The sequence below is a fragment of the Streptomyces flavidovirens DSM 40150 genome, assembly GCF_000429085.1.
GTDB lineage: Bacteria > Actinomycetota > Actinomycetes > Streptomycetales > Streptomycetaceae > Streptomyces > Streptomyces flavidovirens.
In genome coordinates, this window is sequence record NZ_AUBE01000017.1 from 83,120 (window position 1) to 98,717 (window position 15,598).

A 15,598-nucleotide genomic window follows, 5' to 3' on the forward strand; every position below is an offset into this window, starting at 1 on the left:
CTGTTCGCCCACGGCTTGAGTACCGGCGGGGCCAGAGGGTCATGGGACGGCAAACCGCGGGTAAGTGAGCCATTGCTGACTGAGGAGCCGCCCATGGTTGTCCTGGACTCACCCCTGGAAGACAGCGCGACGGCCAGGGAGGCCGCCGCCGACTACGTCGCCCGGCACTGCCCCTGGGCCGACCTCGACGCTGTGCTGCTCGTGGTCAGCGAGCTGGTGGCCAACGCCGTGCGGCACACCTCCGGCTGGTGGCGCCTCACCCTCCGCGCGGGACGCGAGGAGCTCGTGGTGGAGATCGACGACTCAAGCGACCAGCCGCCCGTGCCCCGCGAACCGGACTTCGGCGGCGGCGGCGGGTTCGGCTGGCACATGGTGCAGCGGCTCGCGGGCCGGGTCGAGGTCCGCCCCCTGCCCGAGGGCAAGCGGGTACGGGCCATCTGGCCGCGCCCGGCCGACGCGAACTAGACGACGCCCACACACGAGCTGGACGCCCACACACCAGCGGCCGGTCCCCGCACGAGCGGGAACCGGCCGGATGGTGGTCACTGCCGGAGCATCACTGCCGGAGCGTCAGCTCCAGCTTGCGTGCAGCGGCTTGCCCTCGGCGTAACCGGCGGCGCTCTGCACCCCGACGATCGCCTTCTCGGCGAACTCCTCCAGGGAGCTCGCACCGGCGTACGTGCACGAGGAGCGGACACCCGCGATGATCGAGTCGATCAGGTCCTCGACGCCCGGACGGGCCGGGTCGAGGAACATGCGCGAGGTGGAGATGCCCTCCTCGAAGAGCGCCTTCCGCGCCCGGTCGTACGCCGACTCCTCGCTCGTACGGTTACGCACGGCGCGCGCGGAGGCCATGCCGAACGACTCCTTGTACGCGCGGCCGTCGGCCGAGTGCTGGAGGTCGCCGGGCGACTCGTACGTACCGGCGAACCAGGAGCCCACCATGACGTTGGACGCGCCCGCGGCGAGCGCCATCGCGACGTCGCGCGGGTGACGGACACCGCCGTCGGCCCAGACGTGCTTGCCGAACTTCTTCGCCTCGGCCGCGCACTCCATGACAGCGGAGAACTGCGGGCGGCCCACGCCGGTCATCATGCGGGTGGTGCACATCGCGCCGGGGCCCACACCGACCTTGATGATGTCCGCGCCGGCCTCGATGAGGTCGCGCACGCCCTCGGCGGCGACGATGTTGCCCGCGACGATCGGGACCTGCGGGTCGAGCGCGCGCACGGCCCTGACCGCGGCGATCATCGACTCCTGGTGCCCGTGCGCGGTGTCCACGACGAGGGTGTCCACGCCGGCGTGGAGCAGCTGCTTGGCCTTGCCCGCGACGTCGCCGTTGATGCCGACGGCGGCCGCGATGCGCAGCTTGCCGTCCGCGTCGGTGGCGGGCGTGTAGAGGGTCGCGCGCAGGGCGCCCTTGCGGGTCAGGACACCGGCGAGGCGGCCGTCCTTGTCGACGGCGGGCGCGTACTTGTGGTTGGCGGCGTCGAGCCGGTTGAAGGCCTCACGCGGGTCGATGCCGGCGTCCAGCAGGACCAGGTCGCGGGTCATGACCTCGGACAACTGCGTGAAGCGGTCGACGCCGGTCAGGTCGTGGTCGGTGACGACACCGACGGGACGGCGCTCGGCGTCCACGACGACGCCCGCGCCGTGCGCGCGCTTGGACAGCAGCGACAGCGCGTCGGCGACGGTCTGCGAGGGGGTCAGGACGATCGGGGTGTCGAGCACGAGGTGGCGGGTCTTCACCCAGGAGACGACCTCAGCGACGACATCGATCGGAATGTCCTGCGGAATGACGACGAGCCCGCCGCGGCGGGCCACGGTCTCGGCCATCCGGCGGCCGGCGATCGCGGTCATGTTCGCGACGACCAGCGGGATGGTGGTGCCGGAGCCGTCGGGCGACGTGAGGTCCACGGCCTGCCGGGAGCCGACGGCCGAACGGCTCGGCACCATGAATACGTCGTCGTACGTGAGGTCGTACGGCGGCTTCAGATCGTTGAGGAAACGCACGTGCTGAACATCCCAGTCGTTCGGAGTTGGCCCCCGGGCATTTCAGCCGGGGAAAAACGCACGTACTTCAGTGTCCCATGCCCATGCTGATACACCCTCCGGGCCGATCATCCAGGCCACAGCGGGTGCACTCGTCGGATCCTCCGAAGCGAAGGGGCCGTGCTCAGTCGTCGGGGTCTGCCCGGTCCAGCGCGGGCCGCGGCGCCGCGCCCGTCTCGCTCAGCAGGAAGTCGGCCGCGGCGGTGTCCGTGACCAGGCTGGTGACCAGGCCCGATCTGAGTACGGCGTCGATGGCGGCCGCCTTGCGCAGTCCGCCCGCGATGGCCACCACCTCGGGGATACGCCGCAGCCGGTCCGCCTCGACGGTGATGCACCGCTCGCCCAGATCGCGCCCGACCCGGCGGCCCTCGGCGTCGAAGAGGTGCGCGGACATCTCGGCGGCGACGCCCAGGGAGGCGTAGTGCGCGCGCTCCTCGTCGGAGAGCATGTCGTGGACGGTGGAGATGCCCGGTTCCCACGAGCCGATGGACACGGCCGCGACGGTGACCTTGTCGAAGTACTCGAAGGCGCGTGCGATCCCGGTCTGGTTGCGCAGCGCCGCCGCGGTCGCCGGGTCGGGCAGCAGCATCGGCGCGTAGATCGGGTGCGCCTCGCCGCCGGAGACCTGCGCCGCGCGCCGTACGGCCTCCACGGATCCGCGCTCCGCCGTCCCCGCGTCGTACACGCCGGTCAGCTGGACGACCGTGCACGGCGGCAACTGGTGCAGGGCGGCCGCCATGTGGATCGTGGAGCGGCCCCACGCCAGACCCAGTACGTCGCCCTCGTTCACCAGCTCGCCGAGGAGGTCGGCGGCGACCTCGCCCAGGTTCTCCGGGTCGGTGGGCGCGCTGCCGGCGAAACCTGGAGATCCGGGGAGGGCGTCCTCGGTGGCGTCGGCCGGGGATTCGACGACGACCGCGTGCCGCAGGCCGTAGCGGGCGCGCAGCGCGTCGGAGCGCTCCGCGTCCAGCTCGGCGGGCACCCTGATCTCGATCCGTACGAGATCGCGTTCGAGAGCGGTCTCCAGGACCCTGGCCACCTTGAAGCGGCTGACGCCGAACTCCTCGGCGATCTGGATCTTGGACTTGCCCTCCAGGTAGAAGCGGCGGGCCATGGCCGCCGCCTGGACCAGCTCTGCGGGTCCCATCCGCAGGGCTGACCGGCCCGCCGACATTGCAGACACCGCGATCTCCTCACTGCTGTTCACACTCTGGGCTCGCTGTTCATCCTGTCAGATCAGCAAGACCTTGATCAGCCCCGAAGGGCGGCGTTCACCGAGCCGTGGCTCAGTGGTCGCATGCCCATCCGGCCGCCGTGGTGGCGCCGGTCGCCTGGTCGCGCAGCATGCGCACCGCGGCGGCCGGGTCGTCCGTCCCGTAAACGGCGGAACCCGCGACGAAGACGTCGGCGCCCGCCTCCGCGCAGCGCTCGATCGTCGACGCCGATACGCCGCCGTCGACCTGGAGCCACAGCTCCAGTCCGTGCTTGGAGATCAGCTCACGGGTGCGGCGGATCTTCGGCAGCATGATGTCGAGGAACGCCTGGCCTCCGAAGCCGGGCTCCACGGTCATGATCAGCAGCATGTCGAGCTCGGGGAGCAGGTCCTCGTACGGCTCGATGGGCGTGGCCGGCTTCAGCGCCATGGAGGCGCGGGCGCCCTTGGCGCGGATCTCACGCGCCGTGCGTACCGGGGCGGCGCACGCCTCGGCGTGGAAGGTGACCGATCCGGCGCCCGCCTCGACGTACTGCGGGGCCCAGCGATCGGCGTCCTCGATCATCAGGTGGCAGTCCAGCGGGATGTCCGTCGCCCGGCTCAGCGACTCCACGATCGGGACGCCCAGCGTGAGGTTGGGGACGAAGTGATTGTCCATCACGTCGACATGGAGCCAGTCGGCGCCTTCGACGGCCTTCGCCTCCTCCGCCAGGCGGGAGAAGTCTGCGGAGAGGATACTGGGATTGATCTGAACAGCCATGGGCCAAGCCTGCCACGTTCCGGGGCCTTTCCACTCCCCGGTAGGTCCCCCGGTACGGGCCGGAGGCGCCGGGGATGAGCGCAGTCCTCACAATCCTGGCTATTCGCCCCGCGGCAGGGGCCATTGAGGCGCCCTGCCGAAGAAGCTGCGGGCTCACCACTCGATGTCGTCGCCGGACACGATCTCGGCATGCATGTTGCGGCGCATCATCTCCAGGGCCGCCTCGGCCAGCGGAGGATGGATGTGCGCCACGGCGTCCCTCGGGACGGTCACCCGCAGATGCCGGATGTGCGCGTCGAGCGCCGAGTACAGCACACACTGCTCGGTGACCTGGCCGCAGAGCACCACGTGATCGATCTCCAGCGAACTCAGCAGGTAGCCGAGCGGTGTCTCGTAGAAGATCGAATGGCGTGCCTTGACCACGAACAGCGAGTCGTCGTCCGGCTGGAGGGGCCGCACCAGTTCCGCGTGCGGCCCCGACAGCGCCGTATCGACGATCTCACCGTGGTGGGAGCGCCATTCGCCGAAGTTGTCGTTGGCGTAGACGACCGGAACGCCGCTCTCCCTGGCGCGCTTGAGCAGCCGGACGATCGCCGGTACGGCCTCGCGCGCCGAGGGGAGCAGCAGGTCCGCGTCGTCATGGTCATAGGTGTTGATCATGTCGATGACGATGAGAGCGGTCTTTCCCATACGCCCCAGGGTTCCCGAAAACCGGCTGCCGCCCCACTCGGGGAGCGCCGCCTAAGCGGTCCGGCGCAAAAGTGCGAGGTACATCGCGTCCGTGCCGTGCAGGTGCGGCCACAGCTGTACGTCGGGCCCGTCGCCCAGCGCCGGAACTCCGGGCATCAGCGGCCTGGCGTCGATCCACTCGGCCTCGACCGGCTGGTGTCCGCCGCGCCCCTTGGAACCGCGCCCCTTGACCACGTCGTCCACGACGATCCGGGTCTCGGCGAGGTGCGGGGAACAGGTCGCGTACCCCACCACTCCGCCCACGCGCACCGCGTTCAGCGCCTCGCGCAGCAGCCCGCGCTGGAGTGGCGCGAAGCCCTCCAGGTCCTCGGCGCGGCGGCGCCAGCGCGCCTCGGGGCGGCGGCGCAGCGCGCCGAGCCCCGAGCACGGAACGTCCATCAGGACGCGGTCGAAGGAGCCCGGCAGCCAGGGCGGGTTCAGGCCGTCGGCGGCGACGACCTGGTACGGGCCGGGGTTGCCCACGAGTGCCCGCTCCACGAGGCGGGCGCGGTGCGGCTGCTTCTCGGCGGCCAGCAGCGCGGCGCCGCGCTGGGCGGCGAGGCCGGCCAGCATGGCCGCCTTGCCGCCGGGCCCGGCGCAGCCGTCGAGCCAGCGCTCGTCCCGCCCCTCCACCGGCGCGTTGGCGAGCGCGACGGCGACGAGCTGACTGCCCTCGTCCTGGACTCCCGCGCGGCCCTCGTGGACGGCGGCGATGGCGCCCGGCTCGCCGCCCTCGGCCAGCCGTACGGCGTACGGGGACCAGCGGCCGGGCAGCCCCGAGTCCTCACCCAGTGCGTCCAGCAGCTCGTCGGCGGTGGAGCGGCCGGGGCGGGCGACGAGCGTCACCTCGGGCCGCTCGTTGTCGGCCTCCAGCAGATCCTCGATGCCGGCCCGGCCCCCGCCCAGGGCGTCCCACAGCGCGGAGACGATCCAGCGCGGGTGGGAGTGGACGACGGACAAGTGCGCCTCGGCGTCGTCGTCGTACGGCGGAGCGACCTGCTCCACCCAGGCGTCGAGGTCCTTCGCGGAGATCTTCCGCAGCACGGCGTTGACGAACTTCGCGCGCCCCTCGCCGAGCACCACGCGCGCCAGTTCCACGCTCGCCGAGACGGCGGCGTGCGTGGGGATGCGGGTGCCGAGCAACTGGTGCGCGCCGAGCGCCAGCACGTCCAGGACCGGCGGGTCCACCTCGCGCAGCGGCCGGTCGATGCAGGCGGCGATGACCGCGTCGTACGTGCCCTGGCGGCGCAGCGTCCCGTACACCAGCTCGGTCGCGAGCGCTGCGTCGCGCTCGTCGAAGCCGCCCTTGGCGCGGGCCTTCTTGAGCAGCGGCGGCAGGACGAGGTTCGCGTACGCGTCACGCTCGTCGACGGCGCGCAGCGCCTCGAAGGCGAGGAAGCGGACCGGGTCCTTCTGGGGGCGCCGGTGCGGCTTGGCGGGACGCTTGGAGGCAGGCTTGGCGGGGCTGCTGCTTGGCTGGTCACTCACGAAAAAGGTGCTCCGCTTGAGAGGGGGACGAACCCTCTCAGCGTACGTCCGCCGGGCCGAGGTGTTCGCCCGGGGCGATGCGCACGCCGCGCGCCCAGTCGGCGGCGAGCATCGGCTTCTTGCCCTGCGGCTGGACCCAGAGGAGCTCGACGGGGTGCGATCCGGTCCCGGCGTACACGTTCTTCTTCGACGCGGCCAGCTCGCCGGGCGCCAGGCCCGGGTCGGTCCGCTCCGGCAGCGGCTTCACGGCGACCAGCTTGAGCCGCTCGCCACGGAACAGCGTCCAGGCGCCGGGGGCGGGCGTGCAGCCGCGCACGACGCGGTCGACGCGCAGCGCGGGCGCCGCCCAGTCGATCTGGGCGTCCTCGACGGTGATCTTGGGTGCGAGCGTGATGCCCTCGGCGGGCTGCGGTACGGCGTGCAGCGTGCCGTCCTCGATGCCGTCCATGGTGGCGGCGAGCAGCCCGGAGCCGGCGAAGGCGAGCCGGGTGAGCAGGTCGCCGCTGGTGTCGGTGGGCCGTACCTGCTCGGTGAGCACTCCGTACACAGGACCCGAGTCGAGGCCTTCCTCGATCAGGAACGTCGACGCGCCCGTGACCTCGTCGCCCGCGAGGATCGCGTGCTGCACGGGGGCGGCGCCGCGCCAGGCCGGCAGCAGCGAGAAGTGCAGGTTGACCCACCCCTTGGCCGGGATGTCCAGGGCGGCCTTGGGCAGCAGCGCACCGTACGCCACGACAGGGCAGCAGTCCGGCGCGATCTCGCGCAGCCGCGCGAGGAAGTCCTCGTCGCGCGGCCTGGCCGGCTTGAGCACCTCGATGCCGGCCTCTTCGGCGCGCGCGGCGACGGGGCTGGCGACGAGCCTTCGGCCGCGTCCCGCGGGGGCGTCGGGCCGGGTGACGACGGCGACGACTTCATGCCGGTCGGAGGCGATCAGGGCGTCCAGGGCGGGTACGGCGACCTCGGGGGTGCCTGCGAAGACGAGCTTCATCGGTGGCGCGGGCCTCTCGGGCAGGAAGGGCGGAACAGGGTGCGGCGTCAAGAGGCGCACCAGTCTATGGGCCGTCGGGGGCCCCGTCCTCAGGGGGCGTACGCCCATCTGCGCGCCCCGCGCGGATGCGGACACGCCCCCGCAGCGTGACCCCGGCGCCGGGTGACGCGTTGGTCAAGAGAGATTGACCGAAACGGCCCGCACACGCGGCCCCGACCCCTTTCCGCTTCCTTCCTGTTTCCCTTCTTCCGCCCCTTCTTTCACGCCGGTTCGAGAGGCTTGTTCATGGCCGACCACGCAACCCACGACGCCCAAGCACGGGCCAGCCTGCATCTGTTGGTACGGGACATCGAGCGGGTCCGCCGGCAGGTGGACGCACTGCGCACCCTCACCGCCCAGCTCGGCAACGTCTACCGCCCGCGTCGCTCCGGCCCTTCCACGGGCTTCGTCGTCTACGGGCGGGCCCCGGCGCCGACCGTCCGCCTCGCGCAGGAGCTGCGGGACAGCGTCGAGACACTGGTGACCGCCGCCGTTGACTTCGACCGTTCGCTCGGTTTCTCCTGGGACGCGGTCGGTTCGGCGCTCGGAGTGACCAAGCAGGCGGTGCACCGCCGTTACGGCGCGCGGCGGGCCGCGACGCAGGCGAGCTCCCCCGCCGAATCCGAGCTCACGGTCGAGACGGCGACCGCCACCCGCACGCTGGCTGCCCCACCGTCCCTGCCGTCCGTGCCCGCCGCCCGCTCCATGCCGCCGCAGCCGACGGCCGCCGCGCAATCGCTCCGCGAGGAGATCCGCCCGAACGCCTTTCCGGGCCCCCGCAACGGCTGACCGTCCCCCACGGGGAGCCGGACGGGCTGGATGTGTGCACCCCCGGCACACCCAGCCCCTCCGGCGCTTGAGGAGCGGGGCCCGGGGCAGCGCCCCACGCGGCGGAGCCGCACCATGCAATAGCCGGGAAGGAGCGGGGCCGGGCACAGCGGCGCAGGCAGCCCCCACGCCCCGCCCCACTCACCCGATGTCCGGCGGATCGATCCTGATGCGCACCGGATCGCCGCCCCCACGGGCCAGCCGCGCCGCCTGCGCCGCCTTCAGCGCCGCGGCCAGTGCCGCCCCGCTCCCCGGCGGAACCCGCACCAGCGCCCGCTCCCACACCTCACCCACCGGCGGGTCACCGGGCCGGCGGGGCCGCCCGGGCTCCGCCACCCGCAGCGGCACCGGCCCGAGGACCTCCGCGTCGTCCGGCAGCTCCGCCGCCGCCAGAAACGCGGCGACCGCCTCCGGCCGGCCGCTCACCGCCGCCATCCGCGACACCGGCGGAAAGCCCAGCTCCGCCCGCTCCGCCAGCTCCCGCTGCGCGTGCCCCACCGGGTCCCACCGCACCAGCGCCTGCACCGGCCGCAGCGAAGGCTCGGCCACGACAACCACCGTGCCGCCCTCCCCCTGCCCCCTGACCAGCGCCGCCGCGCTTATCCAGCGCCGCAGCGCCTCCTCCCCGACGCGCAGGTCCTGCCGCCCGAGCATCGCCCAGCCGTCGAGCAGCAGCGCCGCGGCGTAACCGCCTTCGGCCACGGGCTCGGCCCCCGGCGTACTGACGACGAGCGCGGGCACCCCCGGCACGCCCTCCAGCACGTGGTCGCGCCCGGATGTACGTACCGGCACGGCGGGAAACGCCCGCCCCAGCTCCTCCGCGGTGCGCCACGCCCCCACCACCTGCGCCCGCAGGCGCATGCTCCCGCACTCACCGCACCGCCACCCGGCGGCGTCCCTGCCGCACCAACCGCAGTGCAGTTCCCGCTGGTCGGCCGCTTCGACAGGCCCGGCGCAGTGCCGGCATCTGGCGTGCGTACGACATCGCTCGCAGGCCAGGCTCGGTACGTACCCGCGCCGGGGCACCTGCACCAGCACCGGACCGGACTTGAGCCCGTCCCGCACGGTCGGCCACGCCAGGCTGGGCAGCCGCGCGGTCCGCGCGGCACCGTCGCGGGCCACCTCCTCGTCCCCCACCGTCCGGATCAGCGGCGCCGCCACGCGCACCTGCTCACGCCCCGCCCGCAACGGCGCGGCCCACTTGCTCTCGACCAACTGGGCCGCCTCGACGGTGCAGCTCGTGGCCCCCAGCAGGAACCCGCATGTGCTGTGCTGCGCCCGCAACTCCAGCACCTCCCGCACATGCGGAAACGGCGCGTGGTCGTCGCTGTGACTCGAATCCCCGTCGTCCCACACCGCCACGAGCCCCAGATCCGTCACCGGAGCGAACATCGCGGCCCGCGTCCCGATCACCGCCCGGACCGACCCCCGCCGCGCGGCCAGCCACTGCCGGTACCGCTTCTGGGGGCCGGCATCGGCGGTCAGCAGCGTGTGGTGTCCCTTCCCCACCAGCGCGGTGAGCGCGGCGTCCACCCGGGCCGCACTGCGCCCGTCCGGCAGCACGACCAGCGCCCCCCGCCCGGAGGCCAGCGTCGCGGCCACCGCACGCGCCAGCTCGTCCGGCCAGTGCGGCCCCGGCAGCGCGTTCCACACGGCTCGCGGCGCCCCGCCCGTGGCCAGCTCCCGCAGAAAGGCGGGCCCATGGGCGTACCGCTCCCACGTTCCGGGCTCCGGCGCACCGGGCGGCGGCAGCGGCTCGGGCGAGGGCTTCTGCTCGGCCGGCCCGTTCCTCGGCGGAACAGCCAGTTGCAGTACGTCGGCGAGGCTCCCCGCGTACCGGTCGGCGATCGCCCGCGACAGCGCCAGCAGCTCCGGGCTGAGCACGGGCTCCGGCGACACCACATAGGCGAGCGCCGCCAGCGGCCCGGCGTAGTCCGACTCGGCCCGCCGCTCGATGAGGAAGCCGTCGATCATCCCCCCGCCCTCACGACGCCCCTCGCGTACGTTGTGCGCCCCGGCCCCGAACCGCACCCGGACCCGCACCCCCGGCTGCGCGACGGCGTCCAGCTCCTCGGTCACGGCGTAGTCGAAGTACTGGTCGAGATGCAGCACCCCCTTGTTGACCAGCACCCGCGCGACGGGCAGCTCCTTCGCCAGCGGCGCCCCACGCCAGGTCCGCGGCTTGGCCTTCGGAACCTTCGCCTTCCGCACGGTCTCCCGAATGAGCGCAAGCTGCTCCGGCACCCCGCCCGCGGGCTCTTCGGGCCGCTCATCGTTCCTGCTCACAGCCAAATTCCTACCAGACGCCACTGACAGTGCGACACGCCGAAGGCCCCGGACCGATACGGTCCGGGGCCTCGGCCGAGCAGTGTGGCGGGCCGGTCAGAGACCCGCCGCCGCGCGCAGTGCGTCCACGCGGTCCGTGCGCTCCCACGTGAAGTCGGGAAGCTCGCGGCCGAAGTGGCCGTACGCCGCGGTCTGGGCGTAGATCGGCCGGAGCAGATCGAGGTCGCGGATGATCGCGGCCGGGCGGAGGTCGAAGACCTCGGCGATGGCGTTCTCGATCCTCTCGGTGTCGATCGTCGCGGTGCCGAACGTCTCGACGAAGAGGCCCACCGGCTCGGCCTTGCCGATCGCGTACGCGACCTGGACCTCGCAGCGCGCGGCGAGGCCCGCGGCCACGACGTTCTTGGCGACCCAGCGCATCGCGTACGCCGCCGAGCGGTCGACCTTGGACGGGTCCTTGCCCGAGAAGGCGCCGCCGCCGTGACGGGCCATGCCGCCGTACGTGTCGATGATGATCTTGCGACCGGTGAGGCCGGCGTCGCCCATGGGGCCGCCGATCTCGAAACGCCCGGTCGGGTTGACCAGCAGGCGGTAGCCCTCGGTGTCCAGCTTGATGCCGTCCTCGAGAAGGCCGCTCAGGACGTGCTCGACGACGAACTCGCGGATGTCGGGCGCGAGCAGCGAGTCGAGGTCGATGTCCGAGGCGTGCTGCGAGGAGACGACGACGGTGTCGAGGCGGACGGCCTTGTCACCGTCGTACTCGATGGTCACCTGGGTCTTGCCGTCGGGACGCAGGTACGGGATCGTCCCGTTCTTGCGGACCTCGGACAGCCGGCGCGAGAGCCGGTGCGCCAGGTGGATCGGCAGCGGCATCAGCTCGGGCGTCTCGTCGCACGCATACCCGAACATCAGGCCCTGGTCGCCCGCGCCCTGCTTGTCGAGCTCGTCCTCATCGCCCTCGACCCGCGTCTCGTACGCCGTGTCGACACCCTGCGCGATGTCGGGGGACTGCGCGCCGATGGACACCGAAACGCCGCACGAGGCGCCGTCGAAGCCCTTCTTCGAGGAGTCGTACCCGATGTCGAGGATCTTGTTGCGTACGAGCGTGGGAATGTCTGCGTAGGCCTTGGTCGTCACCTCGCCGGCGACGTGCACCAGGCCGGTGGTGATCAAGGTCTCCACGGCGACCCGGGAAGCCGGGTCCTCCCGCAGGAGCGCGTCGAGGATCGTGTCGCTGATCTGGTCAGCGATCTTGTCGGGGTGGCCCTCGGTCACGGACTCCGAGGTGAACAGGCGGCGGGACACATCGCTCCCTGGGGTTGCAGCGGCTGCTGGCTGAGCATTGATGGAACGAGCCGGGAGCTGCGCCCGGCGTCGTTCCGAGGACCAGTTTATCGGTCGCTTCCGGTCGGCGGACCACGCGTCTCGCTTGTTGGGAGCCCTGTGACCAGCGGCACTGCATTGTGCAACACGGCCAACGCCCTCCGCCAGAGGGCGAAACGCCGGATTCGCAAGGACTTGGGGCGCCCGGTGAAGCACACCAAGAATTAACCGAGCCGACGTGTCACCAGGTCCCAGACCGTGTCGGCCAGCGCTTCCTTGGGTCCGTACGGCACCGGAGTCTCGCCCCCGTCGGCGTCGAGCACGACGGCTTCGTTCTCCTCGGAGCCGAACGTCTTGCGCTCCCCCACCTCATTGACAACCAGCAGGTCACAGCCCTTGCGGCGGAGCTTGTCCCGGCCGTTGGCCAGGACGTTGTCGGTCTCGGCGGCGAAGCCGACGACCACCTGTCCGGGCAGTGCGCGTTCGGCCGAGATCTCCGCGAGGATGTCGGGATTACGGACCAGCTCGACGGCGGCGGGCTCCTGGCCGTCCTTCTTCTTGATCTTTCCCTCGGCGTACACCGCCGGCCGGAAATCGGCCACGGCGGCCGCCATGACCACCACGTCCGCGTCCGCCGCCGCCTTCAGCACGGCCTCACGAAGCTGCACCGCTGTGCCGGCACGGACTACATCGGCGCCCGCCGGATCGGGCAAACCCGTGTTGGCCTCGACGAGCGTGACCCGGGCGCCGCGCGCGACGGCGGTACGGGCCAGGGCGTACCCCTGCTTGCCGGAGGAACGGTTCCCCAGGTAGCGGACCGGGTCGAGCGGCTCTCGCGTACCACCCGCGCTGATCACGACGTGCCGGCCCGCGAGGTCGGGCCCGGCCGCGCCCCGTGCGAGGACCCGGCGGCAGACTTCGAAGATCTCGTCGGGGTCGGGCAGCCGGCCCTTGCCGGTGTCGACGCCGGTCAGCCGGCCCACCGCGGGCTCGATGACGACCGCGCCGCGGCGGCGCAGCGTGGCGACGTTCTCTTGGGTGGCCGGGTGCTCCCACATCTCGGTGTGCATCGCGGGCGCGAAGATCACCGGGCACCGGGCGGTGAGCAGCGTGTTCGTGAGGAGGTCGTCGGCCAGCCCGTGGGCGGCCTTCGCCAGCATGTCGGCGGTGGCGGGGGCCACCACGACCAGATCGGCGGCCTGCCCGATCCGTACGTGCGGTACCTCGTGCACCGACTCCCAGACCTCGGCCGAGACGGGGTTGCCGGACAGCGCCGACCACGTGGCGGCGCCGACGAAGTGGAGCGACGCCTCGGTCGGCACGACCCGCACATCATGGCCGGATTCCGTCAGCCGGCGCAGCAGCTCGCACGCCTTGTACGCGGCGATGCCTCCGCTGACCCCCAGCACGACCTTGGGCTTGTCCACTGCGTCTCCCCGCTTCGTACGACGGTTACGTCCCCTATGACACACCACAGGCCCGGCAGTCTCACTGCCGGGCCTGTGGTGAAAAGATTCCTGCGCCTGCTGACTACTGCGCCGGGCCCTCAATGGCCTCGGAGGTCAGCAGACCCGCGTTGATCTCGCGCAGGGCGATCGAGAGCGGCTTCTCGTGGACGTGGGTGTCCACCAGAGGGCCGACGTACTCGAGCAGGCCCTCACCGAGCTGCGAGTAGTACGCGTTGATCTGACGCGCACGCTTCGCCGCGTAGATCACGAGGCTGTACTTCGAGTCAGTAGCCTCGAGCAGCTCGTCGATCGGCGGGTTGATGATGCCCTCGGGCGTGGAAATGGAAGAGGACACGCTCTACCTTCCGATAAGTGAACAGAGATCAAGCAACTTCCATCAAGGCTAGCAGCTCGCGCGCCACGTCCTCGACGGAGGTGTTGACCAGGGTGGTGTCGAACTCCGCCTCCGCTGCGAGTTCGATCTTCGCGGCCTCAAGTCGGCGCTCGATGACATCGGGCGCCTCCGTGCCGCGACCGGTCAGCCTGCGGACCAGCTCGTCCCAGCTGGGCGGGGCCAGGAAGACCAGTAGAGCCTCCGGCATCGATTCACGGACCAGCCGTGCGCCCTGGAGATCGATCTCCAGGAGCACGGGCTCGCCCGCTTCGAGCCGGTCGACCACGGCACGCCGGGGCGTGCCGTAACGATTGCCGGCGAACTCGGCCCATTCCAGCAGCTCACCGTTGGCGACGAGCTTGTCGAACTCCTCGTCGCTCACGAAGAAGTACTGGACGCCGTGGCGCTCGCCGGGTCGCGGCTTGCGTGTGGTGGCCGACACCGAGAGCCATACCTCGGGGTGGACCTTGCGCATATGGGCGACGACCGTGCTCTTGCCGACACCCGAGGGGCCGGAGAGCACGGTCAGCCGCGGACGTACGTCCGGGGGTACGGGGGTCGTCCCCCGGGATGTTGCAGCCATGGATGCGATTATCCAGGTTCTCGGGGGTGCCCGAGAACGTCAGGCGGCGCCGCCGCCGAACTCGCGCTCCAAAGAGGCGATCTGGTTGGAGCCGAGACCGCGCACACGACGGCTCTCGGAGATCCCGAGCCGCTCCATGATCTGCTTCGCGCGGACCTTGCCCACGCCGGGCAGAGACTCGAGCAGGGCGGAGACCTTCATCTTGCCGACGACGTCATTCTCCTGTCCCTGCTTGATGACCTCGTGGAGCGAGGCGCCGGAGTGCTTGAGTCGATTCTTGACCTCGGCCCGCTCCCGGCGAGCCGCGGCGGCCTTTTCGAGCGCGGCTGCGCGCTGTTCAGGGGTAAGGGGCGGAAGAGCCACGCCTACGTCACCTCGGATGTCGAACTGTCGGATACGGACCGGTGAGGAACCTAGTCGCCCCACACCAGGCGAGCAACGAACAGCGAGCTGCGAAACAACGAGCTGCACGTTTGCTCTCGTCGGAGACTAGCGGCCATGGCCGCTCCAGTCAGCGAGAAGCGGCGAAAAGTCCTGGTCAGCCTCTGTCGACTAAGGCATATCAGACATAACACCCCGGTTTTCGGTCAGGATTCCGTCAACATGAATCGCCGGGCCACCGTCAAGCCGCCGATACCGCCACCCTGACCTCGTCGGCGAAGCGAGAAGCGGACTCTCGCAGTCCGGCTACGTCGGGCCCGAAGCGGAGCACACCGCGGCTCACACTCGGTACGACATTGCCGACCGCGGACCCGAAGACGCCCGGCAGATCGGCCGGCGTCGCGCCCTGCGCCCCGATGCCGGGAGCCAGCAGCGGGCCGTTGATCGCCAGATCGACGCCCGCGTCCCCGAGCGTCGCGCCGACCACCGCGCCGACCGAGCCGAGCGGCTCGGCGCCCTCGTTCTCGGCCGCCATGTGGTCGAGCATGAGCTGGGCGAGCGACCGGCCGCCGGCGGCGGTGGCCCGCTGGACCTCGGCGCCCTCCGGGTTGGAGGTGAGCGCGAGTACGAACACGCCGCAGCCGTTGATCACAGCCGCGTCCAGCGCCGGACGCAGCGAGCCGAAGCCGAGGTACGGCGACACGGTGACGGCGTCCGAGAAGAGCGGCGAGCCCTTGTGGAGGTAGGTCTGCGCGTACGCTCCCATCGTGGAGCCGATGTCGCCGCGCTTGGCGTCCATGAGCACCAGCGCGCCGGCCGCCCTGGCCTCCTCGACCGCCTTCTCCAGGACGGCGATGCCGCGCGAGCCGAAGCGCTCGAAGAACGCCGACTGCGGCTTCAGTACGGCGACCCGGTCGGCCAGCGCCTCGACGACGGTGCGGGTGAAGGTCTCCAGGCCCTTGATGTCGTCATTGAGGCCCCACGCGCTCAGCAGCGAGGCGTGCGGGTCGATGCCGACACACAGCGGCCCACGGGTGTCCATGGCGCGGCGCAGCCGGGCGCCGAAGGGTTCGACAGTCACTGCGG

The 15,598-nt window shown here is 71.7% G+C and carries 15 protein-coding genes; 2 read left to right on the forward strand and 13 right to left on the reverse strand.

From position 1 onward, the window contains the following. The first annotated feature begins 93 nt into the window (after positions 1 to 93). On the forward strand, positions 94 to 465 hold the full coding sequence (locus G412_RS0122490; protein WP_028814053.1) for an ATP-binding protein: 372 nt from the start codon (positions 94 to 96) through the stop codon (positions 463 to 465). Positions 466 to 570: 105 nt separating this feature from the next. Here the strand turns inward: G412_RS0122490 and G412_RS0122495 are convergent, their stop codons facing one another. The 6 genes from G412_RS0122495 to fmt form a co-directional block, all read right to left on the reverse strand. Then, entirely contained in the window at positions 571 to 2,013 is a 1,443-nt protein-coding gene (locus G412_RS0122495; RefSeq protein WP_028814054.1) for a GuaB1 family IMP dehydrogenase-related protein, read from the reverse strand. Between the two features lie 163 nt (positions 2,014 to 2,176). Then, complete coding sequence (locus G412_RS0122500) at positions 2,177 to 3,259, reverse strand: sugar-binding transcriptional regulator (RefSeq protein WP_078607259.1); 1,083 nt, start codon at positions 3,257 to 3,259, stop codon at positions 2,177 to 2,179. Positions 3,260 to 3,338: 79 nt separating this feature from the next. Beyond that, positions 3,339 to 4,025, reverse strand: coding sequence for a ribulose-phosphate 3-epimerase (gene rpe / locus G412_RS0122505; RefSeq protein ID WP_028814056.1), 687 nt, complete (start codon positions 4,023 to 4,025; stop codon positions 3,339 to 3,341). Between the two features lie 153 nt (positions 4,026 to 4,178). Beyond that, the gene (locus G412_RS0122510) at positions 4,179 to 4,715 is read right to left on the reverse strand and encodes a cysteine hydrolase family protein (protein WP_028814057.1); all 537 of its coding nucleotides are present in this window, start codon (positions 4,713 to 4,715) and stop codon (positions 4,179 to 4,181) included. Positions 4,716 to 4,766: 51 nt separating this feature from the next. Further along, positions 4,767 to 6,242, reverse strand: a complete 1,476-nt coding sequence (locus G412_RS0122515; protein WP_028814058.1) for an RsmB/NOP family class I SAM-dependent RNA methyltransferase — start codon at positions 6,240 to 6,242, stop codon at positions 4,767 to 4,769. Between the two features lie 37 nt (positions 6,243 to 6,279). Beyond that, positions 6,280 to 7,230, reverse strand: a complete 951-nt coding sequence (gene fmt, locus G412_RS0122520; RefSeq protein ID WP_028814059.1) for a methionyl-tRNA formyltransferase — start codon at positions 7,228 to 7,230, stop codon at positions 6,280 to 6,282. A gap of 285 nt (positions 7,231 to 7,515) precedes the next feature. On the opposite strand from fmt, the gene G412_RS0122525 reads away from it, so the two are divergent. After that, positions 7,516 to 8,058: a hypothetical protein gene (locus G412_RS0122525; RefSeq protein ID WP_028814060.1), complete on the forward strand. Its 543-nt coding sequence runs from the start codon at positions 7,516 to 7,518 to the stop codon at positions 8,056 to 8,058. A 180-nt stretch (positions 8,059 to 8,238) separates the two neighbouring features. On the opposite strand, the gene G412_RS0122530 is transcribed toward G412_RS0122525, so the two are convergent. The 7 genes from G412_RS0122530 to pyrF form a co-directional block, all read right to left on the reverse strand. Continuing rightward, positions 8,239 to 10,383 (reverse strand): primosomal protein N', encoded by a 2,145-nt coding sequence (locus G412_RS0122530; RefSeq protein WP_028814061.1) that lies wholly within the window; start codon positions 10,381 to 10,383, stop codon positions 8,239 to 8,241. A gap of 96 nt (positions 10,384 to 10,479) precedes the next feature. Further along, on the reverse strand, positions 10,480 to 11,688 hold the full coding sequence (gene metK, locus G412_RS0122535) for a methionine adenosyltransferase (RefSeq protein WP_028814062.1): 1,209 nt from the start codon (positions 11,686 to 11,688) through the stop codon (positions 10,480 to 10,482). 242 nt (positions 11,689 to 11,930) lie between these two features. Next, positions 11,931 to 13,133 carry a bifunctional phosphopantothenoylcysteine decarboxylase/phosphopantothenate--cysteine ligase CoaBC gene (gene coaBC / locus G412_RS0122540; protein ID WP_028814063.1) on the reverse strand — a complete coding sequence of 401 codons (1,203 nt, stop codon included), beginning with the start codon at positions 13,131 to 13,133 and terminating at the stop codon, positions 11,931 to 11,933. A gap of 103 nt (positions 13,134 to 13,236) precedes the next feature. Continuing rightward, a complete protein-coding gene (rpoZ, locus tag G412_RS0122545; protein ID WP_028814064.1) occupies positions 13,237 to 13,509 on the reverse strand; it encodes a DNA-directed RNA polymerase subunit omega in 273 nt (90 codons plus the stop codon). Positions 13,510 to 13,537: 28 nt separating this feature from the next. Then, positions 13,538 to 14,131, reverse strand: a complete 594-nt coding sequence (gene gmk / locus G412_RS0122550) for a guanylate kinase (protein ID WP_037649579.1) — start codon at positions 14,129 to 14,131, stop codon at positions 13,538 to 13,540. Between the two features lie 39 nt (positions 14,132 to 14,170). Next, positions 14,171 to 14,494 (reverse strand): integration host factor, encoded by a 324-nt coding sequence (locus G412_RS0122555; protein WP_028814066.1) that lies wholly within the window; start codon positions 14,492 to 14,494, stop codon positions 14,171 to 14,173. Between the two features lie 259 nt (positions 14,495 to 14,753). Further along, the gene (gene pyrF, locus G412_RS0122560) at positions 14,754 to 15,593 is read right to left on the reverse strand and encodes an orotidine-5'-phosphate decarboxylase (RefSeq protein ID WP_028814067.1); all 840 of its coding nucleotides are present in this window, start codon (positions 15,591 to 15,593) and stop codon (positions 14,754 to 14,756) included. Positions 15,594 to 15,598: the final 5 nt, after the last annotated feature.